This is a genomic window from Kitasatospora sp. NPDC048540, from assembly GCF_040651175.1.
Lineage (GTDB): Bacteria > Actinomycetota > Actinomycetes > Streptomycetales > Streptomycetaceae > Kitasatospora.
This window is the reverse complement of the sequence record NZ_JBEZIR010000126.1, coordinates 1-26,674: the sequence shown is the minus strand read 5'-3', so window position 1 is coordinate 26,674 and position 26,674 is coordinate 1. Positions and strand designations below refer to the sequence as shown.

General features: G+C 75.5%; 23 protein-coding genes, 2 pseudogenes and 1 riboswitch. Of the genes and pseudogenes, 19 read left to right on the top strand and 6 right to left on the bottom strand.

The window, feature by feature from the left end; translation table 11 throughout:
• Nucleotides 1–99: 99 nt before the first annotated feature.
• Both AB0D08_RS33335 and AB0D08_RS33330 read right to left on the bottom strand, forming a co-directional pair.
• Nucleotides 100–1,212 carry a polysaccharide deacetylase family protein gene (locus tag AB0D08_RS33335; RefSeq protein WP_359893995.1) on the bottom strand — a complete coding sequence of 371 codons (1,113 nt, stop codon included), beginning with the start codon at nucleotides 1,210–1,212 and terminating at the stop codon, nucleotides 100–102.
• Nucleotides 1,213–1,363: 151 nt separating this feature from the next.
• On the bottom strand, nucleotides 1,364–3,184 hold the full coding sequence (locus tag AB0D08_RS33330; RefSeq protein WP_033821100.1) for an AMP-dependent synthetase/ligase: 1,821 nt from the start codon (nucleotides 3,182–3,184) through the stop codon (nucleotides 1,364–1,366).
• A gap of 402 nt (nucleotides 3,185–3,586) precedes the next feature.
• Here AB0D08_RS33330 and AB0D08_RS33325 point away from each other — a divergent pair, with 402 nt between their 5' ends.
• From AB0D08_RS33325 to AB0D08_RS33305, 5 genes are all read left to right on the top strand, one after another.
• Nucleotides 3,587–6,382 carry a nitrate- and nitrite sensing domain-containing protein gene (locus AB0D08_RS33325; RefSeq protein ID WP_359893993.1) on the top strand — a complete coding sequence of 932 codons (2,796 nt, stop codon included), beginning with the start codon at nucleotides 3,587–3,589 and terminating at the stop codon, nucleotides 6,380–6,382.
• Nucleotides 6,379–6,798 (top strand): roadblock/LC7 domain-containing protein, encoded by a 420-nt coding sequence (locus AB0D08_RS33320; RefSeq protein ID WP_033823285.1) that lies wholly within the window; start codon nucleotides 6,379–6,381, stop codon nucleotides 6,796–6,798. Before AB0D08_RS33325 ends, AB0D08_RS33320 begins: the two co-directional genes overlap by 4 nt.
• An 8-nt stretch (nucleotides 6,799–6,806) precedes the next feature.
• Nucleotides 6,807–7,244: a DUF742 domain-containing protein gene (locus AB0D08_RS33315; RefSeq protein WP_359893991.1), complete on the top strand. Its 438-nt coding sequence runs from the start codon at nucleotides 6,807–6,809 to the stop codon at nucleotides 7,242–7,244.
• The gene (locus AB0D08_RS33310) at nucleotides 7,225–7,863 is read left to right on the top strand and encodes an ATP/GTP-binding protein (protein WP_033823286.1); all 639 of its coding nucleotides are present in this window, start codon (nucleotides 7,225–7,227) and stop codon (nucleotides 7,861–7,863) included. Before AB0D08_RS33315 ends, AB0D08_RS33310 begins: the two co-directional genes overlap by 20 nt.
• Before the next feature lie 303 nt (nucleotides 7,864–8,166).
• Nucleotides 8,167–8,823, top strand: a complete 657-nt coding sequence (locus AB0D08_RS33305; RefSeq protein WP_359893989.1) for a winged helix-turn-helix domain-containing protein — start codon at nucleotides 8,167–8,169, stop codon at nucleotides 8,821–8,823.
• Between the two features lie 84 nt (nucleotides 8,824–8,907).
• Here the strand turns inward: AB0D08_RS33305 and AB0D08_RS33300 are convergent, their stop codons facing one another.
• Nucleotides 8,908–9,900, bottom strand: a complete 993-nt coding sequence (locus tag AB0D08_RS33300; protein ID WP_359893988.1) for an aldo/keto reductase — start codon at nucleotides 9,898–9,900, stop codon at nucleotides 8,908–8,910.
• 140 nt (nucleotides 9,901–10,040) lie between these two features.
• Here AB0D08_RS33300 and AB0D08_RS33295 point away from each other — a divergent pair, with 140 nt between their 5' ends.
• From AB0D08_RS33295 to AB0D08_RS33260, 8 genes are all read left to right on the top strand, one after another.
• Nucleotides 10,041–10,502 carry a group III truncated hemoglobin gene (locus AB0D08_RS33295; RefSeq protein WP_359893986.1) on the top strand — a complete coding sequence of 154 codons (462 nt, stop codon included), beginning with the start codon at nucleotides 10,041–10,043 and terminating at the stop codon, nucleotides 10,500–10,502.
• A gap of 149 nt (nucleotides 10,503–10,651) precedes the next feature.
• On the top strand, nucleotides 10,652–14,248 hold the full coding sequence (locus AB0D08_RS33290; protein WP_359893984.1) for a BTAD domain-containing putative transcriptional regulator: 3,597 nt from the start codon (nucleotides 10,652–10,654) through the stop codon (nucleotides 14,246–14,248).
• A 191-nt stretch (nucleotides 14,249–14,439) separates the two neighbouring features.
• A complete protein-coding gene (locus AB0D08_RS33285; protein ID WP_359893982.1) occupies nucleotides 14,440–16,593 on the top strand; it encodes an MMPL family transporter in 2,154 nt (717 codons plus the stop codon).
• A gap of 222 nt (nucleotides 16,594–16,815) precedes the next feature.
• Nucleotides 16,816–17,388 (top strand): TetR/AcrR family transcriptional regulator, encoded by a 573-nt coding sequence (locus AB0D08_RS33280; RefSeq protein WP_199520437.1) that lies wholly within the window; start codon nucleotides 16,816–16,818, stop codon nucleotides 17,386–17,388.
• A gap of 27 nt (nucleotides 17,389–17,415) precedes the next feature.
• Complete coding sequence (locus tag AB0D08_RS33275; protein WP_033823291.1) at nucleotides 17,416–18,021, top strand: DUF4865 family protein; 606 nt, start codon at nucleotides 17,416–17,418, stop codon at nucleotides 18,019–18,021.
• A 9-nt stretch (nucleotides 18,022–18,030) separates the two neighbouring features.
• A complete protein-coding gene (locus tag AB0D08_RS33270; RefSeq protein WP_033823292.1) occupies nucleotides 18,031–18,426 on the top strand; it encodes a carboxymuconolactone decarboxylase family protein in 396 nt (131 codons plus the stop codon).
• Nucleotides 18,427–18,482: 56 nt separating this feature from the next.
• Nucleotides 18,483–19,373: a phosphotriesterase gene (locus tag AB0D08_RS33265; protein WP_359893997.1), complete on the top strand. Its 891-nt coding sequence runs from the start codon at nucleotides 18,483–18,485 to the stop codon at nucleotides 19,371–19,373.
• Between the two features lie 137 nt (nucleotides 19,374–19,510).
• Nucleotides 19,511–20,371 carry a universal stress protein gene (locus tag AB0D08_RS33260; RefSeq protein ID WP_033823320.1) on the top strand — a complete coding sequence of 287 codons (861 nt, stop codon included), beginning with the start codon at nucleotides 19,511–19,513 and terminating at the stop codon, nucleotides 20,369–20,371.
• A 70-nt stretch (nucleotides 20,372–20,441) separates the two neighbouring features.
• Here AB0D08_RS33260 and AB0D08_RS33255 read toward each other — a convergent pair whose 3' ends face one another.
• Together AB0D08_RS33255 and AB0D08_RS33250 are read right to left on the bottom strand one after the other, a co-directional pair.
• Nucleotides 20,442–21,197 (bottom strand): CbtA family protein, encoded by a 756-nt coding sequence (locus tag AB0D08_RS33255; RefSeq protein ID WP_033823293.1) that lies wholly within the window; start codon nucleotides 21,195–21,197, stop codon nucleotides 20,442–20,444.
• Between the two features lie 21 nt (nucleotides 21,198–21,218).
• Nucleotides 21,219–21,431, bottom strand: coding sequence for a CbtB-domain containing protein (locus tag AB0D08_RS33250; protein ID WP_033823294.1), 213 nt, complete (start codon nucleotides 21,429–21,431; stop codon nucleotides 21,219–21,221).
• Between the two features lie 298 nt (nucleotides 21,432–21,729).
• Between AB0D08_RS33250 and AB0D08_RS33245 the strand changes: the two genes are divergently transcribed.
• The 4 genes and pseudogenes from AB0D08_RS33245 (at nucleotide 21,730) to AB0D08_RS33230 (ending at nucleotide 24,463) form a co-directional block, all read left to right on the top strand.
• Nucleotides 21,730–22,302: a histidine phosphatase family protein gene (locus AB0D08_RS33245; RefSeq protein WP_033823295.1), complete on the top strand. Its 573-nt coding sequence runs from the start codon at nucleotides 21,730–21,732 to the stop codon at nucleotides 22,300–22,302.
• Between the two features lie 40 nt (nucleotides 22,303–22,342).
• Nucleotides 22,343–22,429 (top strand): annotated as a pseudogene (locus AB0D08_RS33240) (short-chain dehydrogenase); the annotation flags it as partial.
• 177 nt (nucleotides 22,430–22,606) lie between these two features.
• Nucleotides 22,607–23,275 (top strand): Pr6Pr family membrane protein, encoded by a 669-nt coding sequence (locus tag AB0D08_RS33235; protein WP_051813670.1) that lies wholly within the window; start codon nucleotides 22,607–22,609, stop codon nucleotides 23,273–23,275.
• A gap of 66 nt (nucleotides 23,276–23,341) precedes the next feature.
• Nucleotides 23,342–24,463, top strand: coding sequence for an alpha/beta hydrolase-fold protein (locus tag AB0D08_RS33230; protein WP_359893978.1), 1,122 nt, complete (start codon nucleotides 23,342–23,344; stop codon nucleotides 24,461–24,463).
• A 3-nt stretch (nucleotides 24,464–24,466) separates the two neighbouring features.
• Here AB0D08_RS33230 and AB0D08_RS33225 read toward each other — a convergent pair whose 3' ends face one another.
• A complete protein-coding gene (locus AB0D08_RS33225; RefSeq protein WP_033823296.1) occupies nucleotides 24,467–24,796 on the bottom strand; it encodes a MoaF N-terminal domain-containing protein in 330 nt (109 codons plus the stop codon).
• A gap of 126 nt (nucleotides 24,797–24,922) precedes the next feature.
• Here AB0D08_RS33225 and AB0D08_RS33220 point away from each other — a divergent pair, with 126 nt between their 5' ends.
• Together AB0D08_RS33220 and AB0D08_RS33215 are read left to right on the top strand one after the other, a co-directional pair.
• The gene (locus AB0D08_RS33220) at nucleotides 24,923–25,765 is read left to right on the top strand and encodes a helix-turn-helix domain-containing protein (protein WP_233289244.1); all 843 of its coding nucleotides are present in this window, start codon (nucleotides 24,923–24,925) and stop codon (nucleotides 25,763–25,765) included.
• Between the two features lie 130 nt (nucleotides 25,766–25,895).
• Nucleotides 25,896–26,068, top strand: a riboswitch (cyclic di-AMP (ydaO/yuaA leader).
• A gap of 1 nt (nucleotide 26,069) precedes the next feature.
• Nucleotides 26,070–26,674, top strand: a pseudogene (locus AB0D08_RS33215) (hypothetical protein); the annotation flags it as partial.

Here is a 26,674-nt window from a genome sequence, read left to right as displayed (position 1 = left end):
GTGTGGTGCTGACGACCCCGGCCGCCCCGACCCCCCCCCCGCCGCCGCGGCCGCGACGGCCGCGGCGGGCCGGCGCCGGTCCGGAGGTTCCCGGGGACGTCAGCGCAGGTAGTCGACCAGCCCGGCCGGCCTCAGCCCGGCCGCGTCGGCCGCGTCCAGTGCCCGTTGCAGGTCGGCGGCGAGCGTGTCGGTGAAGTGCAGCAGCACCACGTCGCCGGGCCGGAGCGGGCCGCCGTGGTAGACGGTGGACTGCCCCCAGCTGAAGTCGGCCGTCGCGGTCAGCACGTACCGGATCCCGCAGTTGGCGGCGGCCTGCAGGGTGTCGGCGTTCCAGGTCAGGTACGGCGGCCGGAAGATGGTCGGGGTGGAGCCGAACCGCCGCACCTGGGCGTCCCGGGCGGAGCAGATCTCGGCCTGCTGCTCGGCGGCGCCGAGGGTGGTCAGGTCGCGGTGCGAGACGCTGTGGTCCTGGATCGAGGACCCGGCCGCCGAGGTGACCTCCCGGAAGTAGTCGGGCTGGTTGCCGGCCGCCATCGGGAGCGGGAAGGCGGTCACCGGCAGGGCGCGGTCGGCGATCAGCCGGGCAGCCTCCGCGGTGGGCTGCCAGCCGTCGTCGACGGTGAAGAAGACCACCCGGTCGGTGGTGGGCGCGTTCCAGGTGGCGGTGGCCGGTGCAGGTGCGGCGCCGGACAGCTCCACGTCGTCGGCCGCGAACGTCCCCTGGCCGTACCAGCCGTGCAGGTAGAGCCGGACGCTGGTGGTGTCGGCGCCGGTGGTGAAGGCGGTGGTGAGCCGCTGCCAGCCGTCGCCGGTGCCGGGCGTCCAGGACGGCGCGACGTCGTGGCCGGTGCCGGTGGCGCCCAGGAAGACGTAGGAGCCGCGCACCCAGGCGGACAGGGTGTAGTGGGAGCCGGGTCTGACCGAGACGGTCTGGGCGCACTCGCCGGTGGAGTCCTCGGCCGCCGGCGTCACGGACAGGGCCGAGGCCCCGCCGTGGGCGGAGCCGGTGAGGGTGGCCTCGCCCGCCCCGCAGGTCCAGCCGGGGATCGAACCCCAGTCGCCCAGCGGCAGGGTGGGGATCTCGAATCCGGGATTGGTGGCCAGGTCGACGGCGGGCGGCTGATCCGCCCGGGCGGCGGGGGCGGTGAGCCCGAGGACGGCCAGGGCGGCGCCCGCCGCGCAGGCCGCGGCGCGGCGCAGAACTGTGGACACGGAGCAACTCCTGTGTGGGGGAGGAGAGATCGTTGCTCCCGGAGGGGCGGGAGGAAGGGGATCGGTGAGGCCGCACCCGGACCGAGGGCAAACAATGGACCGCACCGGACGCCCCGTCAAGACGCCCGTGGGTCACCCCACGTCACGGCCGTCACCCGGCGTAGAGCTCCTCGATGTCCTCGGCGTAGCGCTGCACGATGGCATGCCTGCGGAGCTTCAGCGACGGGGTGAGTAGACCGTCCTCCACCGCGAACTCCTTGGGCAGCAGCCGGAAGGCGCGGATCGACTCGGCCCGGGACACCGTGGTGTTGGCGCCCGCCACCGCCCGCTGCACCTCGGCGTGCAGCTCGGGGTCGACCAGCGCGGCCCACGGGTCGAGCTGCTCCCGCCCGCGGGTCTTCAGCCAGTGTGCCAGCGCCTGCGGGTCCAGGGTGATCAGCGCGGCCACGTACGGCCGGTTGTCGCCGACCACCAGGCACTGGGCCACCAGCGGGTGAGCCCGGACCCGTTCCTCGAGTGCGAAGGGGGCCAGGTTCTTCCCGCTGCTGGTGACGATCAGCTCCTTCTTGCGGCCGGTGATGGTGAGGTAGCCGTCCTCGTCCAGTGCGCCCAGGTCGCCGGTGCCCAGCCACCCGTCGTACAGCGCCTGGCCGGTGCAGACCGGGTGGTTGAGGTAGCCGGCGAAGACGGTGGCGCCGCGCACCCAGACCTCGCCGTCCTCGCCGATGGCGACCGAGGTGCCGGGGATCGGCGGCCCGACCGTGCCGAACTTCGGCTTCCCCGGCGGGTTGACGGTCACCGCGGCGGTGCTCTCGGTCAGCCCGTACCCCTCGTAGACGGTGATCCCGACGCCGGCGAAGAAGAGGCCGAGCTCCCGGCTCAGGCTGGAGCCGCCGGACATCGCGCTGCGCACCCGGCCGCCGAGCACGGCCCGCAGCCGCTGGTACACCATCCGGTCGTAGGCGCCGTGCCGCAGCCTGAGCCGGGCGCTCGGGCCGGGCCCGTGGCCGAGCGCGCGCTGCTCCCGGGCGGCGGCCCACTCCACCGCCACCTCGGCTGCCTGCTCGAAGAGTTCGAGCCGTCCGTCGCTCTCGGCCGCCTCCCGGGCGCGCTGGTGGATCTTCTCGAAGATGTACGGCACGGCGTGCAGGAAGCTCGGCCGGAACGCGGCCAGGGCCGGCAGCAGCGAGTCGGTGGTCAGCTTGGCGTGGTGGCCGAGCCGGATCCCGCCGCGGACCGCCGCGACCTGGACCACCCGCCCGTAGACGTGGGCCAGCGGCAGGAACAGCAGGACCGCCGGCGGGACGCTGCCGCTGTCCCGGAACACCTCGCCCCAGCCGGCGAGCAGGGTGTCCGCCTCGGCGGCGAAGTTGCCGTGGGTGAGCAGGCAGCCCTTGGGCCGGCCGGTGGTGCCCGAGGTGTAGATGACGGTCGCCAGGTTCTCCGGGCCGACGCCGAGGCGCTGCCGGTGCACCAGTGCGTCCGGCACGCTGCGGCCGTCCTCCACCAGCGCCGCCACGCAGCCGCGGTCCAGCTGCCAGATGCCGTTCAGGTCGGGCAGTGCGTCGCAGATCGCCCCGATCGTCATGGCGTGGTCCTCGTCCTCCACCACGCAGGCGACGGCCTGGGTCTCGGCGAGGATCCAGCGGACCTGCTCGGCGGCGGCGGTCGGGTAGACCGGCACCGGGATCGCGCCGATCGACCACAGCGCATAGTCGAAGAGGGTCCACTCGTAGCGGGTCGCGGACATCACCGCGACCCGGTCGCCGTACCGGACCCCGCGGGTGAGCAGCCCCTTGGCCAGCGCCAGTACCTCGTCGCGGAACTCCAGCGCCGTCACCGGCTGCCAGCGGCCCTCGCTCCAGCGGGACAGCTGCACCAGGCCCGGTGTGCGTTCGGCGGTGTCGTACACGGTGTCGGCGAGACCGCCGGCCGCGGCCCCGGCCAGGGCCGGGCTGCTGAACTCGCGCACGCTGCCCCCGATCCGGTGTCCGAGCGGTTCCACGGCCCCCAGGGGTGGGCCAGGGGTCGGCCGGGGGGCGGACTGCTGCGAAGTTACCCGATCGCCGGATCGCTGCCCAGAGCTGCCGCCGACCTGATCGTGATCGGCATGTGCCAACCCGTGAACGGCACTTGTGGCGGCCTCCGGTGCCCGGCCGGACGGATCGGACATCGCAGGCAAATGAGGATGATCGCGGCAGCATCGGTGACATTGCCAAATCACCCTTCGAACAGGTGGTCAGGGAGTAGTAAGCTCACGCAGATCCAGCGGCCCGGCTCCCACGGCGGACCGTCCCCACCTGCCCCGCGAGGCGTCCTCCGGCCGTCCCGCCCGCACCCTGTCCGCGCCTGGCCCACCCCATCCGAGGACCCCATGCGTCTGCGCAGCAGCTCGATCCGCGCGAGGATCATCGCGCTGCTCATGGTGCCCATCGTGGCACTGACCGGGCTGTGGGTGTACGCAACACTGGTGACCACCTGGAACGTCTGGAGCCAGCTCGACGTCACCTCCACCTACCGGGCCTTCGGCGCGCCCTCCGACCAGTACGCCCGCGACCTGCAGGCCGAGCGCTGGGCCGCCGTGCTGCGGGTCGCCGACCCCGGGTCCCGGACCGCCGCCGACTCCTACCTCCAGGCGCAGGCCGTCACCGACCGGGACCTGCAGCTGCTGCGCTACCAGTCGGGCAGCGCCGAGGCCGCCAAGCTCGACGCCGACCAGCGGGTCAAGTTCCACGAGGTGCTGGCGATGGCGGACCAGCTGGCCGGCATCCGCAGCCGGGCCGGGCAGGGCAAGGACGGCTGGGAGACGGTCATCACCGACTACGGCGACCTGGTCCAGCCGGTCTTCACCTTCCGGGCCGCCTTCGGCTCCGGCCAGACCGGCGACCTGTCCCGGCAGGACACCGTCCTCATCGAACTGTCCCGGGCCCGCGAGTACCTGTCCCGCGAGGCCGCCGCCATGGAGGCGCTGCAGCTCACCAGGGACCCCGACGACCGCAAGGTCCAGGCGACCCTGGACAGCATGCACAGCCAGCAGGCGCTGTTCCGGATCTACCTGCCCGAGCTGAACGCCCAGGACCGCGGCGACTACCTGAACCTGCAGAGCGGCGTCGACTGGAGCGCGCTGGCCCGCTCCGAACGCGCCTTCGACCAGGCCGACAACCGCGTCACCGAGGCCAAGGGCAGCGCGGGCGACGCCTGGCACGACACCGCCGACCGGGTGCTGGCCGACCTCGCCACGCTGAACACCCGGGTGGACGCGGCCAACGCCGACCGGGCCCGGTCCTACGCGGTGAACTCGCTGGTGCGCGGCGGCATCGCCGGCGCCGTCGGCCTCGCCGCGGTGGTGCTGTCGATCGTCATCTCCTTCCGGATCGGCCGCAAGCTCGCCCGCGAGCTGGTCTCGCTGCGCAACGCGGCGCTGGAGATGTCCGGCGCCAGGCTGCCCTCGGTGATGCTGCGGCTGCGCCGCGGCGAGGCCGTCGACACCGCCGCCGAGGTGCCGGAGCTGGACTTCGGCTCGGCCGAGATCGGGCAGGTCGGCCGCGCCTTCAACGAGGTGCAGCGGGTGGCCGTCGAGGCGGCGGTCGAGCAGGCCGAACTGCGGCGCGGCGTCTCCGCGGTCTTCGTCAACCTGGCCCGGCGCAGCCAGGTGCTGCTGCACCGCCAGCTGACCCTGCTGGACGCGATGGAGCGGCGCACCGAGGACCCGGCCGAGCTGGAGGACCTGTTCCGGCTGGACCACCTGACCACCCGTATGCGGCGCCACTCCGAGGGCCTGATCATCCTCTCCGGCGGTTCGCCCGGGCGCGCCTGGCGCAAGCCGGTGCGGATGGTGGACGTGGTGCGGGCCGCGGTCGGTGAGGTCGAGGACTACGCCCGGGTGATCGTCCGGCCGTTCCCCGGCACGGGCCTGCTGGGCAGCGCGGTGGCCGACGTCACCCACCTGATCGCCGAGCTGGTGGAGAACGCCGCGGTGTTCTCCCCGCCGCACACCCAGGTCACGGTGCAGGGCGAGGTGGTCGCGCACGGCTTCTGCCTGGAGATCGACGACCGCGGTCTCGGGCTCAGCGAGCAGGCGCTGGAGGACATCAACCAGCGGCTCGCGGTGGAGCAGGAGTTCGACCTCGCCGACACCGACCGGCTCGGCCTGTTCGTGGTCAGCCGCCTGGCCCGGCGGCACGGCATCCGGGTGCACCTGCGGCCCTCGCCGTACGGCGGCACCTCGGCCGTGGTGCTGATCCCGCGCGAACTGCTCGCCGCGGCGATGGACGTGAGCGGTGACCAGTTCGCCGGCCCGGCGGCCGCGGCCGCACCGGCCGGCGACGGTGGCCACGGCCGGCCCGCGGCGGCCCCGCTGGGCGCCGACGAACCGGTCCGCTCCGGCCCGCGCAGGGTCGGCGGCGGCCCCAAGCCCTCGGCGGTCCAGCCCGCCAGCACCCCGGGCGGCCTGCCGCGCCGGCGCGCCGGCGGCGGCCCGGTCCTGGTCCCCGCCGACGGCGGCACCGGCCGGCACCGGCGGGCGGACAGCCCGCCCGAGGAGCGGGTGGTGCCGACCAACCCCGCGCACGCCGCCCCGCCGGTGGCGGGCGGCCTGCTGCCGCGCCGGATCCGGCAGGCCAGCCTGGCGCCGCAGCTGAAGGAGGCCGCGGCCGCGGACCGGGGCGAGCAGTCCGAGCAGCTCCGCGAGCGGTCGCCGGAGGAGGCCAGGGCCACCTTCGCCTCGTTCCAGCGGGGGTTCCAGCGCGGCCGCGGCGACCGGCTCCAGCCGGCCTCGCTCACGGTGGTCCGGGAGCAGCCCGAGCCGCCCGGCGGCGCCCCCGAGGGCCGGCCCGCCCGGCCGCCGGAGCGGATCCCCGGCCCGGCCCGGCTGCGGATCGCCCTGCCCTCCGCCCCGGTACCCCACGCCCTCCCGGCGGCCCCCGCCCGGCCGGTGCCGCTGCCCGCGGCCCCCGCGCGACCCACAGCATCCGTACGGCCCGCAGAACCCGTAGCATCCGCAGCACCGGCAACACCCGCAGGACCCGCAGCACCGGCACGACCCGCAGCACCCGCAGTTCCCGCAGCACCCGCAGCACCCGCAGTTCCAGAAAAGACAGCAGCACCGGCAGCAGACGCAATGCCCGTGGCACCCGTACAGTCCGCACCGGCGGAAGGAACCGAATCATGACCGCAGCAGCACAGTCGTCCGGAGACCTCGACTGGCTCCTGGACGAACTGGTCGGCCGGGTGGCCACCCTGAGGCACGCGGTGATCCTCTCCAGCGACGGCCTGGCCACCGGGGTGTCCGGCGGCCTCGGCCGCGAGGACGCCGAGCACCTGGCGGCGGTCGCGGCCGGCTTCCACAGCCTGGCCAAGGGTGCCGGCCGGCACTTCCAGGTCGGCGGGGTCCGGCAGACCATGGTCGAGCTGGACGAGGCCTTCCTGTTCATCACCGCCGCCGGTGACGGCAGCTGCCTGGCCGTGCTGGCCGACGCCGAGTCGGACGTCGGCCAGATCGCCTACGAGATGGCCCTGCTGGTGAAGCGGGTCGGCGAGCACCTGTCCGCCGAGCCGCGCACCGAGCCCGCTCCGCCGGGGAGATGAGTGAGCCGATGAGCACCGAGGACGCCGCCACCGAGTCCGTGCCCGACCTGTTCGCGCCCCGCACGCCCGTGGACGACCGCTGGTTCGACGACGACGCGGGCCCGGTGGTGCGGCTGTTCTCGATGACCGGAGGCCGGGCCAGGCCCGCCGACGACGGTCTGTTCGACCTGATCTCCCTGGTCACCGCGGTGGCCGGGGCCGAACAGGAGGCCACCGAGCATCCGTTGGCGCCCGAGCACCACGCGATCCTGGCGCTGTGCCGGGACGAGCCGCTGAGCGTCGCGGAGCTCGGTTCCTACACCGACCTGCCGGTCAGCGTCGTGCGGGTGCTGCTCGGCGACCTGAACGACGCCCGGCTCGTCGACGTCACCCGACCCGTCCAGCTCGCCCAGCTTCCGGACGAGCGCCTGCTGCGAGATGTGATCAATGGCCTCCGCGCACTCTGAGACCTCCGCCCTGACAGGCACCGACGCCCCGACGGGCACCGAACCCGCGCGCCAGGGACCCTGGGGCAACGCGGCGCTGAAGATCCTGGTGGCCGGCGGCTTCGGCGTCGGCAAGACCACGCTGGTCGGCGCGGTCAGCGAGATCCGGCCGCTGCGGACCGAGGAGCAGCTGAGCGAGCTGGGCCGGCCGGTCGACGACACCCACGGGGTGGAGGCCAAGCGGACCACCACGGTCGCGATGGACTTCGGCCGGATCGACCTGAGGCCGGGCCTCGCGCTGTACCTGTTCGGCACCCCGGGCCAGGACCGGTTCTGGTTCGTCTGGGACGAGCTGGCGCGCGGTTCGCTGGGCGCGGTGGTGCTCGCCGACACCCGGCGGCTGGCCGACTGCTTCCCGTCGGTCGACTTCTTCGAGCGGCGCGGGATCCCGTTCGTGGTCGCGGTGAACTGCTTCGAGGGCACCGAGGTGCACGCGCCGCAGGACGTCCGGGCCGCCCTCGACCTCGACCCGCAGGTGCCGGTGCTGCTCTGCGACGCCCGCAGCCGGGAGGACGGCAAGGAGCTGCTGATCCGGCTGGTCGAGCACGCCGCGGACCGGGTCAGGGCCGCGCGCGGCTGACCGCCCGGGACGGATCCGGCGAAATGGGACGCAATCCAAGGCGGTGCGGCCCGTTGGGGCGCAGCACCGCGTTCATCTGATTGAATAGGCCCATGAATCATGTCGAGGACAGCGCTGAGGGTCGCCACGACCTTGAGCCGTTCTGGCCGTCCCGACAGCCGCACCTCTTCGACCAGACGTGTCCGGGTTCGCCTCGCGCGTCCCGGCGCTCCGCGGCCTGACCTTCCGTCAGTCCCGCCCGCACGGCCCCGGTTCGACGCGCAGACGCTTCCACCCCGTCGTCACGCGCGAAAGAGCGGCACCATGTCTTCTTCCACGGCCACCCTGCCCGTCCCTGCCTCCACCCCGCACCTGCGTGCGGTCCGGTCCGTCCCCTCGGGCGGCGACCGCTGGCGCGAGCCCGTCCATCCGCCCCGCCCGGCGCCGTCCCAGCAGCCCGCCGCGGTACCGGCCGCGCTGGCCCAGCTGACCGGCCTCCCCGAGGGGGCGCTGGTCGCGGCACTGCCGCAGTCCGCGCTCCCGCAGGCGCTGCTCGCGCAGTACGGCGCCCAGGTGGGCGCCGCCCCCGGGCACCCGCTGATCGGCTACCTGCTGCTGGTCCCGGCGCCCGAGCCGGAGCAGCCCGCCCCGGCCCCGGTCCGGCCCGCGCCGGCGCCCGCCGCGGTGCCCGCCGCGAACGGGATCAGCGTCGACCCGGACCGCCGCAACGCCTATGTGGACGGCACCCAACTCGACCTCACCTACCTGGAGTTCGAGCTGCTCGCCCACCTCACCCGGCACCCGCACCGTGTGCACACCCGCGACCACCTGGTCTCCGCCGTCTGGGGCTACGGCCACGTCGGCGACGGCCGGACGGTCGACGTCCACGTGGCCCGGCTGCGCCGCAAGCTCGGCGCGCCCTACCGGGACAGCATCGTGACGGTGCGCCGGGTCGGCTACAAGTACACGCCGGTGAACTGAGGCCGGCGGCGCCCGGCCGGTACGCCCGGTCGGCACGGTCCGGGGGGCGGGGCCTCGGCGCCCGCCCCCCGGACCGCGCCCGTGCTACCGGCTGAGCCGGTCGATCTCCGCCAGCTCCTCCGCGGTCAGCGGAGCGCCGTCCAAGGCGTCGATGTTCTGGTCGAGTTGGGCGACGCTGCTGGCTCCCACGATCACCGACACCACCCGCGGGTCGCGCAGCACCCAGGCCAGGGCCAGCTGGGCGAGGCTCTGGCCGCGCTGCTCGGCCACCTTGTTCAGGGCGCGCAGCTGCCGCAGCTTGCCGCCGGTCAGCGCCTGCTCCTTGAGGAAGTGGCCGACCGACATCCGCGAGCCGGCCGGCACCTCCCCGGTGAGGTACCGGTCGGTCAACAGGCCCTGGGCGAGCGGGGAGTAGGCGATCAGGCTGGTCTGGGTGTCACCGACGGCGGTCAGCAGGCCCTCGTCCTCGGGCACCCGGTTCAGGATCGAGTAGCTGGCCTGGTTGAGCAGCATCGGCGTGCCCAGCTCGCGCAGGAACGCCACCGCCTCGCGGTGCTGCTCGGCCGGGTAGTTGGAGATCGCCGCGTACAGCGCGCGGCCGGAGCGCACCGCCGTGTCCAGCGCGCCCATGGTCTCCTCGAGCGGGGTCTCGGGGTCGTACCGGTGCGAGTAGAAGACGTCGACGTACTCCAGGCCCATCCGGTCCAGCGACTGGTCGAGGCTGGCCAGCAGGTACTTGCGGGACCCGCCGTCGCCGTACGGGCCCGGCCACATGTCGTAGCCGGCCTTGGAGGCGATGAACAGCTCGTCCCGGTACGGGCGCAGGTCCTGGGCGAACAGCGTGCCGAAGTTGCGCTCTGCGCTGCCGTACGGCGGGCCGTAGTTGTTCGCCAGGTCGAAGTGGGTGATGCCGCGGTCGAAGGCGCGGCGCAGCACCGCGCGCTGTACCTCCAGCGGCTGGGTGTCCCCGAAGTTGTGCCAGAGACCGAGTGAGACGGCGGGCAGCTGCACCCCGCTGCGTCCGGCACGGCGGTAGGTCATCGACCGGTAGCGGTCGTCGGCGGCGCGATAGCTCATGCCGATCATCCTGCCAGGCGGCCGGTGCCGGGCCGGACCACCGGACCACCGGACCGCCCGGCGTACCCTGGCCGGACCGGCCACCCCGGACACCGGACCGGGCACCGCACCGCCGTACGGACAACGGACAGGAGAAGCCGATGCGCCCGCGCCCCGCCGCCGACCGCGCGGACCTGGTCGACCTCGCCGATCGCGCGGACCTGGACCGGCTGCTGCGGCGCTTCTACCCGGCCGCCTTCGCCGACCCGCTGATCGGCCCGTTCTTCACCGAGCTGGCCGGTCTCGACCTGGAGGCCCACCTCCCGCACATCACCGACTTCTGGGAGCGCGCGCTGCTGCGCACCGGGGAGTACCGGCGAAACGCCTTCGCCCCGCACGCCGTGCTGCACCGGCGGCGGCCGCTGACCGCCGAGCACTTCGGCCGCTGGGTGCAGCTGTGGCGGGCCAGCGTGGACGGCCTCTACCGGGGGCCGGTGGCGGAGCGCGCCAAGGAGCAGGGCGAGCGGATCGCGCTCGGCATGCTGCGGCGCACCTCGGGTGGCGCCACCGACGGCGGCGCGGGTGGGTTCGTGCCGCTGTCGGCGGTGCTGCTGCGGAGCTGAGGCCCAGGACTGAGAGGCCGGGCCGGGGGTCCGGGCCGAGCGGCCTGAGGTGCGGGTCCGGAGAGCGGCCGGTGGCGGCCCCGGCGCCCGGGCCGCGCGCCGTCGCATAGGCTCGGGAGGACCCCGGAACTGCGGCGCGAGGAGGGCAGGTGCGGTACGGCGGCGGCGCCCCGGTGTACGTGCGCGGAGCAGCCTTGCCCGGCCCGGCGGACGCCCGGGCGGGCGGCCCGGGCCCGGTCCGGGTGCCGGTCGGCTTCACCGTGCTCGGCCCGCTGACGGCGGTCGTCGGCGGTCGCCAGGTCGCGCTCGGCGGGCCCCGGCAGCGCGGCGTGCTCGCCCGGCTGCTGGTGGCCCGGGGGCGGGTGGTGCCGGTGGAGCGGCTGATCGACGACCTGTGGAGCGGACGGCCGCCGGCCAAGGCCGCGGCCTCGCTGCAGGCGTACGTGTCGAACCTGCGCCGGCTGCTGGAGCCCGAGCGCGGCCCGCGTGAGCCGGCGCGGCTGCTGCTGAGCCGGGCGCCCGGGTACGCCCTGGAGCCGGCCGCCGCGAGTGCCGTGGACGCCTGGGACTTCGAATCCCGGCTGCGGCGCGCGCGGGAGCTGCTGTCGCCCGCCGCCACCGGGGCCGGTGCCGGGGCCGGTGTCGGGGTCGGCAGGCCGGACGGGCCGCTCTCCCGGGCGGTGCAGGACGCACTGGCGCTCTGGCGGGGCCCGGTGCTGGCCGAGTTCGCCGATCAGCCGTGGGCGCTGGCGGAGATCGGCAGGCTGGACGAACTCCGGCTCTCCGCACGTGAGTTGGCGGTGGAGGCGGCGCTCGCCGAGGGCCGCCCGGCGGACGCCGTGCCCGAGGCCCGGGAGCTGGCCGAGGGCCATCCGCTGCGCGAGCAGGGCTGGCGCCTGCTGGCGCTCGCGCTCTGGGGCGCCGGTCGGCAGGCCGAGGCGCTGGACGCGCTGCGCGCTGCCCGCGCGCTGCTGACCGGTGAACTCGGTCTCGACCCGCACCCGGCACTGACCGAGCTGGAGTCCGCGATCCTCAACCAGCGCACCGCCCAGCTGCTCCCGGGTCCGGCCGGGTCCGCCGCCGGGGCCGCTGCGCCGTCCGCCGTCCCGTCCGCGCCGCCGGCCGCTGCCGCGCCCGACGGCGTGCCCGCACTGCCGGCCGGGCGGTTGTTCGTCGGCCGGGAGGGCGAGCTGCGGACGCTGCGGCAGGCCGCCCGGGAGGCCGGGGCGGGCGGGCACCCGGTGGTGGTGGTCAGCGGTGAGGCGGGCGCGGGCAAGTCCACCCTGCTCGGCCGGCTGCACGCCGAACTCAAGAGCTCCGGGATGCTGGTGGCCGCCGGGCGCTGTCCGGAGTCCGGGGGTGCGCCACCGGCCTGGGCCTGGACGGAGGCGCTGCGGGGCCTGGCCGAGCAGAGCCCGCTGTCGCCGGTCCACGCCCGGCTGCTGGCCCCGCTGCTGGACGGCGAACCGGCGGGCACGCCCGCCGGCCCGGCGTCCAGCTCACCCCCGAACGCCCTGCCCCACGGCACCTCGCCCCACGGCACCCCGCCCCACGGTGCCGGGCCGCAGGCCGATGCGCTGGTCGGCCGGTTCCGGCTGCACCGGGCCGTCGAGGACTGGCTGCGGCAGGCCGCCGCGGCCCGGCCGGTCGCCCTGGTACTGGACGACCTGCACGCGGCCGACCGGGAGACCCGCGCCCTGCTGACCGCGCTGGCCGGCGCGCAACTGCCCGGCCTGCTGCTGGTGGTGGCGCACCGCCCCGGCGAGGGGGAGCTCACCGACACGCTCGCCGCGCTGGCCCGCCGCTCGCCGTACCGGCTGCCGCTGGGCGGACTGGCCGAGGAGGAGGCGGGCCGGCTGATCGGGTCGGTCTGCGAGGAGGAGGTCGACCCGACTACCGTTCGGGCGCTCGCCGAGCGCACCGGGGGCAACCCGTTCTATCTTCTGGAGAGCGCCCAACTGCTCGCCGGGGAGGGTGCGTTGGTGGCCGTCCAGGAGGTTCCGCAGGGGGTCAGGGACGTGCTGCGGCGGCGGTTCTCTCGGCTGCCCGGGACCACCGTGGAGGTACTGCGGCTGGCCGCCGTGGTCGGCCGGGAGGCCGAGGTCGACCTGCTGCTCGCCGCCTCCGGGCACGGCGAGGAACGGCTGCTGGATGCCCTGGAGGCCGCCCTGGTCGGCGGCCTGCTCACCGAACCCCGGCCGGGCGCGGTCCGGTTCACCCATGCGCTGGTCCGGGACACCCTGTACGCCGACCTCAGTTCGCTGCGCCGGACCCGGCTGCACGGCCGGGTCGCCGAGGCGCTGCGCGACCTGCACCCGGACCGACTGGCCGCGCTGGCCCACCACTACGCGCGGGCGGCCTCCGCCGCCACCGCCGAGCTCGCCGTCGACCACTGCGTGCGGGCCGCCGAGGCGGCCGAGCGCCGGTACGCGCACGAGAGCTGCGCGGCGCTGCTCCAGCAGGCCCTGGACGCCCTCGCGCTGGCGCCCGAGTGCGGTGACGACCGGGCGGCCCGGCGGATCGCCCTGCTCGGGGCGCTGCTGCGGGCCCAGTTGCGGGCCGGGGAGATCGCCGCCGCGCTGGCCACCCGGGCCGCGGCGGTCGGGCTGGCCCGCGAGAGCGGCCGCGAGGACCTGGTGATCGAGGCGTGGACCGCCTGGACCGAGCCGACGCCGTGGGTCGCGCACCCGTACGGTTCGGTGGACCACGCGGCGGTCGACGCGCTGACCGCGCTGCTGCGCCGCACCGATCTGCCCCCGGTCACCCGGTGCCGCCTGCTGGACGCGCTCACCTACGAACTCGACTGCACCGGCACGAGCGAGGGCCGGGCGGCCGGCGCCGAGGCGGTCGCGCTGGCCCGCGCGGTGGGCGACCCGCGGCTGCTGGCCCGCGCGCTGGCTGCCCAGGCCCGGGTGCACGACTACGAGCACGACCTGCTGCTGCGCTCCGAGATCGCCACCGAACTCTCCTCGCTGGCGCAGGAGTTCGACCTTCCCGCATACCGCTGGCACGCCGAGCACCTGCACGCCACCGCGGCCGCCGTCCAGGGTGACCTGCCGGCCCTGCGCGCGCACATCGACACCGGGCTGCGGATCGCCGAGGCGTACGGCCTGCCCGAGCTGATCGACGTCGGGCTCTGCCAGCAGGCGATGCTGGCGCTGGCCGCGGACCGGCCCGACGAGGCCCGCACGCTCTACCGCCGCGCGGTGGACGGCCTGCGGGCGCGCGGCTCGCTGCACGCCGACGGCGTCGACGCGGTCCACCGTCTGACCCTGGCGATCGGCGGCGGGCGGCTGCGCGAGGAGCTTCCGCTGGTCCGGTCGGCCGCCGCGCTGTACGGGCCGCTGGTGGACGACGTGCTGGCCCTCGCGCTGGCCCAGGACGGCCGGATCGAGGAGGCCAGGGCGGCCCGCAGCCCGGGCCGGCCGATCGCGCCGGACTACTACCGGTCGTTCTTCCTGGTCCTGCGGGCCATGGCGGTGATCGCCCTGGACGAGCGGGCCGAGGCGGCCGAACTGCTGGTCGAACTCGGTGAGGTGGACCGTCTGGTGGCCGGCGCCGCCAGCACCTCGGTCGCGCTCTGGCCGGTCGCCCACACCCGCGGCGAGCTCGCCCGCCACCTGGGCCGGTACGCCGAGGCCGCCGCGCACTTCCGGCACGCCGCCGAGGTCGCCCGCCGCTGGGAGTCCGCGCACTGGGAGGCCGATGCGCTCCGGGCTCTGGCGCAACTCCCGCCGGGGCCCTAGTCTCGGCCGCGGGCCGGTGTGTCTCCCCGCCCGCAGCGGCTCCGGCCCGCACCCGGCCCGGCGGCCCGCCGCCCGGGCGGCGCAGCGGGCGGTGCGCGGGGTCGCCTCCAAGTGCCGTCCCAAGTCGTCTCCAAGCGCGGGCGGTCAGGCTGGGCGGGACTTCTGCACCGGACCAGCCGAAAGGCCCGTTCATGTCCTCCCTCCTCGGCCGCCTCGGCGGCGCCGCGGCCGCCAGACCCTGGTACACCGTGCTCGGCTGGGCGCTGCTGCTGGCCGCGCTCCTCGGGCTGGCCGCCGGCTTCGGCGGCACCCCGCGCGACGACTACCGGGTGCCCGGCACCCGGTCCACCGCCGGCCTCGACCTGCTGCACGAGCGGTTCCCCGAGATGTCCGGCGCCAGCGCCCGGGTCGTCGTCCACGACCGGGCCGGGCACCGCGTCCCCGACCAGGCGCTCGCGGAGCTGCGCACCCGGATCGGCACGGTCCGCGGCGCGGGTCCGGTCGCCGAGCCGGTCTTCTCGGCCGACGGCTCAACCGCCCTGCTGGCCGTCAACTACCTGATACCGGTGACCTCGTTCAAGGGCTCCGAGGGCCTGGACGACCTGCGCGCCGCCGCCCGTCCGACCCAGGACGCGGGCCTGCAGGTCGAGTTCGGCGGCCAGCTGCCGGAGAACTTCACCGCGCCGGACGGCACCGCCGAGACCATCGGCATCGTGGCCGCGCTGGTCGTCCTGGTGCTCTCGCTGGGCACCGTGGTGTCGGCGGGCCTGCCGCTTGTGGTCGCGCTGGCCGGGCTGGGTGCGGGCACCGCGCTGACCACCCTGCTCGCCGCGGTCACCGACATCAGCCCGACCGCGCCGACCGTGGCCAGCATGGTCGGCCTGGGCGTCGGCATCGACTACGCGCTGCTGCTGGTCAGCCGGCACGTCGAGGGACTGCGCAAGGGCCTGGACCGGCGGCAGGCGGCGGCCGAGGCCACCGCGACGGCCGGCTCCTCCGTGGTGGTGGCCGGCTCCACCGTGCTGGTCTCGCTGTTCGGCCTCAAGCTGGCCGGACTGCCCACCTACTCCTCCTTCGGCTACGCCACCTTCCTGGTGGTCGGGGCCGTGATGCTGGCCTCGCTGACCCTGGTGCCCGCGCTGTGCTCGCTGGCCGGTCCGCGGCTGCTGCGCCGCTCCGAGCGCCGTACCGACGGCCCGGTGAAGCCCAAGGGACCGACCCGCACCGAGCGGTGGGCCGCCCTGATCGGCCGCCGTCCGGTCGCCGCGGCGCTGGCCTCGCTGGTGGTCCTGCTGGCGCTGGCCGCGCCGATGCTCGGGATGCGGACCTGGCCGCAGGACGCCGGCAGCCAGGCGGCCGGCAACACCACCCGCAAGGCGTACGACCTGGTGGCCGAGGCGTACGGCCCGGGTGCCAACGGTCCGCTGCTGGTCGCGGTCGACCTGCAGCGGGTGCCCGCCACCGAACTCCCCGCCGTGACCGCCCGGCTGGCCGCCGACCCGGGGGTGGCCGCGGTCGCGCCGCCGCTGGTGAACCGGGCCCAGGACGCGGCCGTCGTCTCGGTCCAGCCCAGGACAGGCCCGCAGGACGAGCGCACCGCGCAGCTGCTGTCCCGGATGCGCGCCGACCTGCTGCCGGCCTCCGGTGCCGAGGTGACCGGGGTGGTCGCGTCCTTCTCGGACATCTCGAAGCGGCTCTCGGACCGGCTCTGGGTGGTGGTGCCGTTCGTGGTCGCGCTCTCGCTGATCCTGCTGACGGTGCTGTTCCGGGCGCCGGTGATCGCGGTCAAGGCGGCGGCGATGAACCTGCTGTCGGTGGCCGCCGCGTACGGCGTGATGACGGCGGTCTTCCAGTCCGACGCGGGCGCGAAGGCGCTCGGGCTGCCGCACTCGGTGCCGGTGTCCAGCTGGGTGCCGATCCTGATGTTCACCGTGCTGTTCGGCCTGTCGATGGACTACGAGGTCTTCCTGCTGGCCCGGGTCCGTGAGGAGTGGCTGGCCACCGGGGACGCGCGCGGCAGCGTGCTGCGCGGCCTGGCGGCCACCGGACGGGTGATCAGCAGCGCGGCGGCCATCATGGTCGCGGTCTTCACCGGCTTCGCGATCGACCCCGACATCACCGTCAAGATGATGGGCGTCGGGATGGCCGTGGCGGTCCTGATCGACGCCACCGTGGTCCGGCTGGTGCTGGTCCCGGCCACCATGACCCTGCTGGGCCGCCTCAACTGGTGGATCCCGGGCTGGCTCGACCGGCTGCTGCCCGAGCTGCGGATCGAGCACGGCGGCGACCCGGTGATGGCCCCCGGCCCGGGAGCCGCGGCCGAACCGGAGCGTGTCCCGGTCTGACCCGCGCCCCAGCCGTCCCGGCCCCGTCCGCTCCCGCGGGCGGGGCCGCGCCGTTCCCGCCCGCTCCTCCCCGCCGGGCGGCACCGAGGGGCGCGCGGAACCGCGCGGGTCGGAAGGCTGCCAGGGGTTCGCCGGCCGCCGAGCCCGTCCGGCTCCCGGCTTCAAACCGCAGGCGGGTGCCGTGCCTCTTTCGGACGCCCCCTGGCTTCTGTACCTACTGGTATGTACAGTGATCCCATGACCACCCAGGACCGCCTGATCGAGAGCACCCAGGAACTCCTCTGGGATCGCGGCTACGTCGGCACCAGCCCCAAGGCCATCCAGCAGCAGGCCGGGGTCGGCCAGGGCAGCATGTACCACCACTTCGACGGCAAGCCCGACCTCGCCGCCGCCGCCCTACGCCGCAGCGCCGAGCAGCTGCGCACCCTCGCGGAGCAGCAGCTCGGCGGCCCCGGCACACCGCTCCAGAGGATCGCCGCCTACCTCGGCCGCGAACGCGAGGTGCTGCGCGGCTGCCGGATCGGCCGGATGGCCCAGGACCCCGAGGTGATCGCCGACCCCCGGCTGCGCGCCCCGGTCGAGGAGACCCTGGCCTGGCTGCGCGGCCGGATCGCCGAGGTGGTCGCCGAAGGCCAGGCGGCCGGCGAGCTGCCCGCCGGGCCGGACCCCGCCGACACCGCGGCCGCCCTGGTCGCCGTCGTCCAGGGCGGCTACGTGCTGGCCCGCGCCGCGGGCTCGCCGGAGCCCTTCCACCGGGCCGTCCGCGGCGCCCTCGCCCTGCTCCGCACCCCCTGACCCCCGTCACCCCACCGGAGGCCGTCCGTGCAGGCCATGCAGTACGAGATCACCCTCCCCGCCGGCCACGACATGCGGACGATCCACCGCCGGGTCGCCGACAAGGGCCACCTGACCGACCACCTGCCCGGCCTCGCCCTCAAGGCGTACCTGGTCCGCGAGCGCGGCACCGACGGCTCCCCGGTCAACCAGTACGCACCGCTCTACCTCTGGCACCGGGCCGACGCCATGGACGCCTTCCTGCGCGGCCCGGGATTCCGCACCCTGAGCGAGGACTTCGGCCGTCCGCCGGTCCGCCACTGGCTGGGGCACATCCTGCGGCCCGGCCCGGCGGTGGCACTCCGGCCGCGGACCGCCACCCGGGTCCTCACCCCGCTGCCCGAGGACGCCGACCCGGCCGAGGTCCTCGCCGACGCCCTCGCCCGCCCGGCCGCCGCCGACGGCGACGGGAGCGGCCTGCACTCGACGGCCCTCGCCCTCGATCCGTACGGCTGGGAGCTGCTGCGGTTCAGCCTCTGGTGCGACGACCGGTACGGCGGCCCGCCCGCCGCCCCCGCGGCCACGGTCACCCGCTACCGGGTGCTCCACCTGTCCGCCCCCGAACTCCCCGCCCCCGAACTCCCGACCCGCTGAAGGAGATCCGTGCAGCCCGCCGACCTCACCCCGGCCGTCATCGACCGCGCCGCCGGCCACCGGGTGCTCGACGCCCTGATGGACGAGGCCACCCAGCTGGCCACCCTGCCCGCCCTGGACGGGCTCGCGCCGGGCTTCCCCGACTGGATCGTCACCAGCCTGTTCGGCGGCACCTACCAGCGCGAAGGCCTGGAGCCGAGGGACCGCCAGCTGCTCACCCTGGCCGCCCTCGCGGCCCTCGGCGGCGTCGAACCGCAGCTGGCCGGCCACCTCCGCAGCAGCCTGCGGATCGGACTGACGCCGCAGCAGATCACCGAGTCCTTCGTCCACCTCGCGCCGTACATCGGGGTCCCCAAGGCACTGGCCGCGCTGCGCGCCACCGCGTCCGTCCTGGACGCGGCGTGACCCCGGCCGGCGCCGCCGGGGCCGCCCGTACTGCCGGTGCTGCCGGGCCCGCCGAGGTGGTGCACACCGTCCTCGGCCCGGTGGACCCGGCCGGGCTCGGCCTCTGCGACGCCCACGACCACCTGTTCCTGCGCAGCGAGCAGCTCCCGGGCCAGGAACTCGACGACCCGGCCGCCGCCGAGGCCGAGCTGCGGGCCTTCGCCGCCCTCGGCGGCGGCGCCCTGGTCCAGTGGACGCCGTACGGGATGGGCCGGCGGATCCCGGACCTGATCGCGCTCTCCCGCGCCACCGGTGTCCACCTGGTCGCCGCCACCGGACTGCACCAGGCCGCCCACTACCCGCCCGGGCGGCTGCGCGGACTCGACCTGGCCGCGCTGTTCACCGCCGAGCTCACCGGCCCCGCCGGACCGAGCGGCCCGGGCGGACCGGGCCGGGCCGGGCTGATCAAGGTGGCCGGCGGCTACCACGGCCTGGACGCGCACGCCCGCCGGACGCTGACCGCCGCCGCCGAGGCGCACCGTGCGACCGGGGCGCCGATCGCCGTCCACCACGAACTCGGCACGGCCGCCGGCGACGTCCTCGACCTGCTCTGCGACCGGCTCGGCGTCCCGCCGCAGCGGGTGCTGCTGGGCCACCTCAACCGGTTCCCCGACCTGCGGATGCAGCGGGAGGCCGCCGCCTCGGGCGCGTACCTGGTGCTGGACGGCCCGTCCCGGGCCCACCACGCCACCGATCACCACCTGCTGGACACCCTGGTGGCGCTCACCGAGGCCGGCCACGGCGGTCAGCTGCTGCTCGGCGGCGACACCACCACCGCAGCCGCCCGCGGCAACCCCGGCCCGGCGTACCTGCTGAGCGGTCTGCGTCCCCGGCTGGTCCGGGAGCTCGGCGAGCGGGCCGCCGACGGCATCCTGCGGGCCAACCCGGCCCGGGCCTTCGCCTGGTGAACCGCCCGGTGTGACCTGGGCATGCCCACAGGGGCCCGGCGCGCCACGGCCGACAGGCGCATCCTGGTACCAGGGCCCTGCGCGGTGGCCCGGTCCCGGGCCGGGCGGAGGGCGTGGAGCGTTTCCGGGAGACGATCATGAACAACAGAGCCCCCGCAGGCGTGGTCGCCGGTGTGGACGGTTCGGCCTCCGCCGCCGCGGCCGCCGAATGGGCCGCCCAGGAGGCCGATCGCCGGGGTTGTGCGCTGCACCTGGTGCACGCGGTGAACACCGGCACCGTCACCCTCTCGCCGCGGACCGGGGCCGCCGTGACCGATCTGATCCTGCGCGACGCCCAGGATCTGCTGGACGACTCGCTCGGCAAGCTCAAGGCCGCTCACCCGGAACTGCGTCTCACCGGCGACGTGGTGCCCAGGGAGGCCGCCGAGGCCCTGCTGACCGCCGCCGAGCACGCGGAGCTCGCGGTGGTCGGCACCCGGGGCCACGGCGGCTTCGCCGCGCTGCTGCTCGGCTCGGTCAGCCTGCGGGTGGCCGCGCACTCCCGCTGCCCGGTGGTGGTGGTGCGCGGTGCGTCGGACGCGGGCAGCCATGTGCTGGTCGCCGTCCGTGACGAGCGGGACGCCGCCACCCTGCGGTTCGCGCTGCGGGCCGCGGCCACGCGGCGGCTGCCGGTCGAGGCCCTGCACACCTGGTCGCCGGTGGTCGCGGAGGCCGGGCAGATGGCGATGGCCGACGAGGCGGGGGAGGAGGAGCGGCTGCACGCCCAACTGCTGCAGCACACCATCGAACCCGTCCTCGAGGACTTCCCCGAGGTGCGGGTGGACGCCCGCCAGCTGACCGGCGCGACCGTCGAGACCCTGGTCGAGGCCTCCCGGCAGGCCGCCCTGCTGGTGGTCTCCCGGCACGAGCCCGCCCCGCGCTTCGGTCTGCGCCTCGGCACCTCGCTGCACGCCGTGCTGCACCACGCGCACTGCCCGGTCGCGGTGGTGCCGGTGTGAGGACGCCGACGGGCCCGGCGGGGAGGTCTCCCCGCCGGGCCCGTCGTGGTGACCCGCTACGACCGGCCGGTCAGACCGTGGCCGCCTCGGCGGCCGGCCGGGCGGCCGGGGCCGGGACCAGCAGCCGCTCGGCCAGGTGCCCGAAGAGCATGCCGAAACCGCTCCACAACGTCACCTGGATCGCCAGCGCGGACAGCCGGAACTGCCAGAGCAGCGAGGCCGGGAAGTCCTCCGGCACCTCGTCCACGGTCGGCAGCACCGCGTACGCGATGCCGACCGCCGCCACGAACGCGACGACGGCGACCGCCGTGGCGTTCCAGTTGCCGAGGGCCGGTGCCAGCCGCCGGCCCAGGATGGTCGCGCCGATCGCGAGCAGCACGGACAGCGCGATCATCAGGAAGTACAGCGTGGTGCGCTTGCCGATGGTGTCCGGCTCGCCCACCGACGGCGGGTTGGCCGGGTACTTGAGGAACGGCACCAGGTAGACGACGGCCAGGCCGGCCGCCGACAGCAGGGCCGCCGTGGCCCGCGGGCCGAAGCGGCCGATCCGGCCGAGCGCGAAGCAGAACGCGAGGCCGGCGATGCCGCCGAAGGCGAGCCCGTACAGCAGGATGCCGGTGGCCAGGCCGAGCGTGGACTGCATGCTGCGGCTGACCAGTTCGACCTCGCCGGCGTCGTGCGAGTGGGCGTGCGCCTCCTCGAAGCCGATCGCGGCGTCGACGTGCGGCTCACCGAGCAGGTAGGCCACGACCAGGGCGAGCACACCGGCCGCGAGGCCCGCGAGCATGCCCCGGACGAGCAGGGATCTGACGGATACGGAGTTCATGAGCGTCGGTTCCCCTTGGGATCAGTGGCAGGGGAAGCCGAGCAGGTGACGGCCGTCGTGGACCCACTCGTGCACGTTCTCACCGGAGATGAGCGCGGTGGCGCCCTGCTCGGCGCCGACGAAGTAGATGACGATCAGCATGAGGATGCCGAAGAACGCCGCCCAGGGGGCGATCGCCTTCAGCGAGATGGGGGCAATCGCCGGAGCGGCGGCGGGGGCGATGGGGTGAGCCATGACCGGACCTCCTGGGGGAACTCGCGTCCCGTTCGTTGGAGCAGTGGACGACGGAGTCGGGTCTGACTTTCCGGCACCTGACGGGAGGTCGGGTACCGGGTACACAGTGGCGCGACCGTGCCGGGTTCCCACCGGCTTCCGTCACACCGTCGTCAATTGTCGAGGTGACGGTACCGTGGGGCGGCGGCCCGGCCAAGGGCTGCGGCAGGGGCACGCGGCGCACCGGGCGGCGTGCGGGGCGCCCGTCGAACGGTGCGTGTACGTGCCAGGCTTGCCGCCGGGCGGGGAGGACAGTGGGATGACGGTACGGGTGACGCTGATCTCACCGGCCGCCTCGGCCGGACTGCGGGAGGCCAGGTTCGGCTCGGACACCGCTCTGACGGACTCCGGCCGCCGGGCCGCCGAAGGCGCCGCCGGGCTGCTGCCCGGCGCCGAGCAGGTGTTCGCCGGCCCGTCCCGCCGCTGCGCGCAGACGGCCGCCGCGCTCGGACTGGCGTCGGTGGCCGGCCCCGGCCCGGCGGACCTGGACACCGGCGGCTGGCGCGGCCGGACCCTCGACGACCTGGCCGCCGCCGACCCCGCCGCACTGGCCGGCTGGCTGGCCGACCCGGCGGCCGCCCCGCACGGCGGCGAGAGCGTCCTCGGCCTGGTCGCCCGGGTCGGCGCCTGGCTGGAGGCCCGCAGCGGCCGGGTGCTGGCCGTGGTGGAACCGGCCGTGGTCCGGGCCGCCGTCGTCCACGCGCTCGCGTTGCCGCCCCAGGCCTTCTGGCGCCTTGACGTCGAACCGCTCACCCTCACCCGCCTCACGGGCGGCGGCGGCCGCTGGAACCTGTCCTGCGGCGAACGGCTGACGCGGCGCCCGGCCGACTGAGCCGCCGTCCGGAGGTCCGGCGGCCCGGAGGTCGAGGGGCGCGCGCGTGATCGCCATGCTGGCCTCGGACGACGGCGCCTTCATCACCGGCACCGAGCTGCGGATCGACGGCGGCACCCACGCCTGACGCTCGCGTGCCGACCGCGCCGGCCCGGGCCCCGGCTCGGACAGCAGCCGGGCCGGGGCGGGCGGGCCGATCGGGTGAAGGCGTCCGGTCCGCCGGTCCGCCTCCCGTGGGCCCCGGCGGGCCGGGCCGATGATGTTCCCGACTGATGATCATTCAGTGGTGCGGGAGGGCGGGCCCATGCGGGAACGAGCGGTTCAGCTCGGGCGGATCGCCTTCGGCGTGCTGGCGGCGGTGGCGCTGTGCGTCCAGGGCCAGCACGCGGTGAGCCAGGGCTCCCCGCTCACCGACTTCTTCAGCTACTTCACCATCCTGAGCAACATCGCCGGTCTGCTGGTGCTGGTGGCCGGGGGGGTGCTCGCGCTGCGCGGCAGCCCGGGGATCCCGGACGCGGTCCGCGGCGCGATCGTGCTCTACATGACGATCACCGGCCTGGTGTACGCCCTCCTGCTGTCCGGCTACAGCCTCGGGCTGCTGCTGCCCTGGGTCGACGACATCGTCCACCGGGTGATGCCCGTGGTGTACCTCGCCGACTGGCTGCTGATGCCGCCGGCCCGGCGGATCGACCGCACCACCGTCCTGAAGTGGCTGGTCTTCCCGCTGGTGTACCTGGCGTACACGCTGGCCCGGGGGCCGCTGGTGCACTGGTACCCGTACCCGTTCCTCGACCCGCACCTGCCCGGCGGGTACGGACGGGTGGCCGGCGCCTGCACCCTGATGCTCGGTCTGTTCGTGCTGGTGGCCGCCGTGCTGGCCTGGCTCGGCAACCGGCTCGGCAGCCGCCGCCGGGACCGGCCGCCGCCCCGGCACGCCAGGTCCGCGCCCGGGCGCGCCACCGACCCGACCTGACGCCCGCGCCCGCCGCCGGGACGCCGTCCGCCACCTTGCACCGGACCGAGGGAGCAGCACGCAGCGATGGGCCTGACGAGTCACAAGGTACTGGCGGCCGCCGTCGTCCTCGCGGTGCTGGTGCCGGCCGCGACGGTGGGGTGCTGGCCCCGGCTGGCGCGCCCGGGCGTGCTCGCCGTGCTCGGCCGGATCGGCGTGCTGCTGGCGGCCCAGCTGGCCCTGCTCGGCGCGCTCGCCCTCGCCGCCAACGACTACTTCTCGTTCTACGGCAGCTGGGACGACCTGCTCGGCACCGGCGGCCCGGTCCCGGTCACCGTGGTCCCCGCGGCCGGGGACGGCGGGGTGCGGCTGCTCGGCCACGAGACGGTGCGCGGCGGCGGCCCGGTGGCCAGGCAGCCGGGCGCGGCGGGCGAGATCCAGCGCGTACGGATCGACGGCCCGCTGTCCGGGCTGACCACCGAGGGCTACGTCTACCTGCCGCCGCAGTACTTCCGGCCCGCCTACGCGGACCGCCGCTTCCCCGCGGTGGTGGTGCTCACCGGCTTCCCCGGCGACGCCCGGAACCTGATCACCCGGCTCAACTACCCGGGCACGGCGCTGCGCCTCAACCTGGACGGCCGGATGCAGCCGGCCGTCCTGGTCCTGCTGCGGCCGTCCCCGGCGATGCCCGCCGACACCGAGTGCGAGGACGTGCCCGGCGGCGCGCAGTCGGAGACCTACTTCACCCGGGACGTCCCCCGGGCGATCACGGCCGGGTACCGGGTCTCGGCGCTGCCGCGGGCCTGGGCGGTGATGGGCAACTCCACCGGCGGGTACTGCGCGCTCAAGCTGGCGATGCGCCACCCGGAGGTCTTCCCCAGCGCGGTCTCGATGTCCGGCTACTACCGGGCGGCCGAGGACCCGTCCACCGGGGACCTGTTCCGGGGGAGCGCCCGCCGCCGCGACGAGGCCGACCTGCTGTGGCGGCTGCGCAACCTGCCGCCGCCCGAGGCGGCGGTGCTGCTGGCCGGGGCCGAGCGCGGGGACGGGGACTACGCGGCGGACACCCGGGCGTTCGCCGCCGCGGCCCGCCCGCCGCTCTCCCTGGCGACCGCGACGGTGCCCGAGGGCGGCCACAACTTCCGGACCTGGAGCACGCTGCTGCCGCCCGCGCTGGAGTGGCTGTCAGGGCGCCTGCGGGCCGGCTGAGGCTCAGCCGACCGGCTGCAGCTTCCCGGTGTGCAGCTCGCCGACCCGGCCGCCCTCGCCCTCGTACGTCCAGAAGACCCGGACGGTGAGCGTGGTGAGGTCCATCACATGGCTGACGGTGATGCCGCTCTGCTCGGTCCAGCTGACGAAGTACACCTGCGGGCCGACCTCGGCGACGTGCAGCCGGACGTCCTCCCACTGGCCGGCCGACTCGCCGAGGCCCTCCCAGCGCAGCCTGGTCCCGTCCGCGGAGTAGGAGTTGCGGAAGGCGGCACCGTTGTCGACGTCGAACAGGTAGGTGCGTCCGGCGAAGCCAGGCAGTGGCGCGGTCATCTCGGGTGCTCCTGGGAACGGTCGCGGCGGCCGCGGCCGGTGCTCCGGCCGCACCCCCCAACCTAGCGGACCGCCGGGGACCGGCGGCTTGAGGTTCCCGCGGGGGAAGGTCCTAGATTCGTCGGCGTGACGGACCAGAGCGAGCACCTGCTCACCATCGGCGCGATGGCGCGGCGCACCGGCCTGACCGCCAAGGCGCTGCGCCACTACGACCGGGTCGGCCTGCTGCGCCCCGCCGAGGTGGACCCGGACACCGGCTACCGGTACTACCGCGCCGGGCAGGTGCCGGGGGCGCGCCTGGTACGGGCGCTGCGCGCGGTCGACCTGCCGCTGGAGCAGGTCGGGGAGTGCCTGGCGGCGGGCGGCGAGCCCGAGCTGGTGCAGCGGGTGCTGGCCGGGCACCGGCGGCGGCTGCAGGCGCGGCTCGACCGGCTGCGCGGGGCCGTCCACCGGACGGATCATCTGATCGAGGAAGGGATCGGCACGGTCATGGGTGAGGAAGCACAGGCGGTCGCCGCGGGCGACGAGCGGCAGCTCGCGGTGGACCTGTTCAACGGCGTCTGGCGGCTGCTGGAGCAGGAGGACCGCTCCGCGGCCGACGACGACCGGATGGTGCACATGGCGCACGCCTCGCGGTACCACTGGGGGCAGGTCGGCGCGCCGGTGAACCTCGGCCGCGGGGAGTGGCAGTGCTCCCGGGTGTACGCCGTGCTGGGCCGGGCGGAACCCGCCCTGCACCACGCCCGGCGTGCACTGGAGCTGTGCCGGGAGCACGGGATCGGCGACTGGGACCTGGCCTTCGCGTACGAGGCGCTGGCCCGTGCGGCGGCGGTGGCGGGCGAGCCGGAGCAGGCCCGTGCCTGGACCGAGCAGGCGCTGTCCGCCGCCGAGGAGATCGCCGGGCCCGAGGACCGCGAGCTGGTGCTGGCGGACCTGGAGAGCATCCCCGGGCAGCCCCGGTTCTGGTGACCGCGCGGCCGGGGCCGCGGCTGTGAGGGACATCTCATTGTCGGTGCACGACCCATCTGCCTAGCCTGCACGGGATGCCCGGCTGGGCAGACCCGCGGTCGGGACGCCTAGTCCTGTCCACCCGACGGCGGTCACCCGATCACCTTCTGGACAGGAGCGGGGGAACCAGGTTTGTTGCCGTCGCGCCCCCGCTCCCGCCGGAGCCGGGCGCGCGGCTAGGGGTGAAGCCGCTCCCCACCGGCGGCCGGGCAGCCTCGTGCCCGAACCCGACAGCTCACCTCGCAGGCGTCGCAGAGGATCCTCCATGCGACTTTCGCCCACCCCGGCACGCCTCGGCCTGCTCGCCGGCGCGACCGTGCTCGCCGGCGTCCCGCTGGTCGGCCAGGCCTCGGCCGCCACCCCCACGGTGACCCAGGACAGGCTCTCCCCGACAGCCATGGCGGCCGACACCGCCGCCAAGGCGACCCTCACGGTGCACTCCTCCGGCTGCTTCACCGCCAAGACGCTCGGTGTCGGCGTCCGTGACGCGGCCGGCCACAACCTGGACTTCCCCGGCAACGCGAGCAACGTGCAGATCTGCCCGGGCGGTGTCACCTTCACCAGCGCCGCGCGCACCCTGCCGGCAGGCACCTACACCCAGTTCGGGTTCTGGCAGGACTCCGCCAACGCCTGGCACAACCTGCCCTCGCAGACGCTGACGGTCGGCGGCTCGGCCACCCCCGCGCCGGCCCCGACGCCCACCCCGGCCCCGACTCCCACGCCGACCCCCACGCCGACGCCGGCCCCCGCCCCGGCGCCCGGCACCGGATCGCCGGTCCCCGGCAAGGCGCTGACCTGGTCCGACGAGTTCGACAGCCTCAACACCACCCGCTGGACCACCGACAAGAGCAGCTCGTACAAGTACGGCAA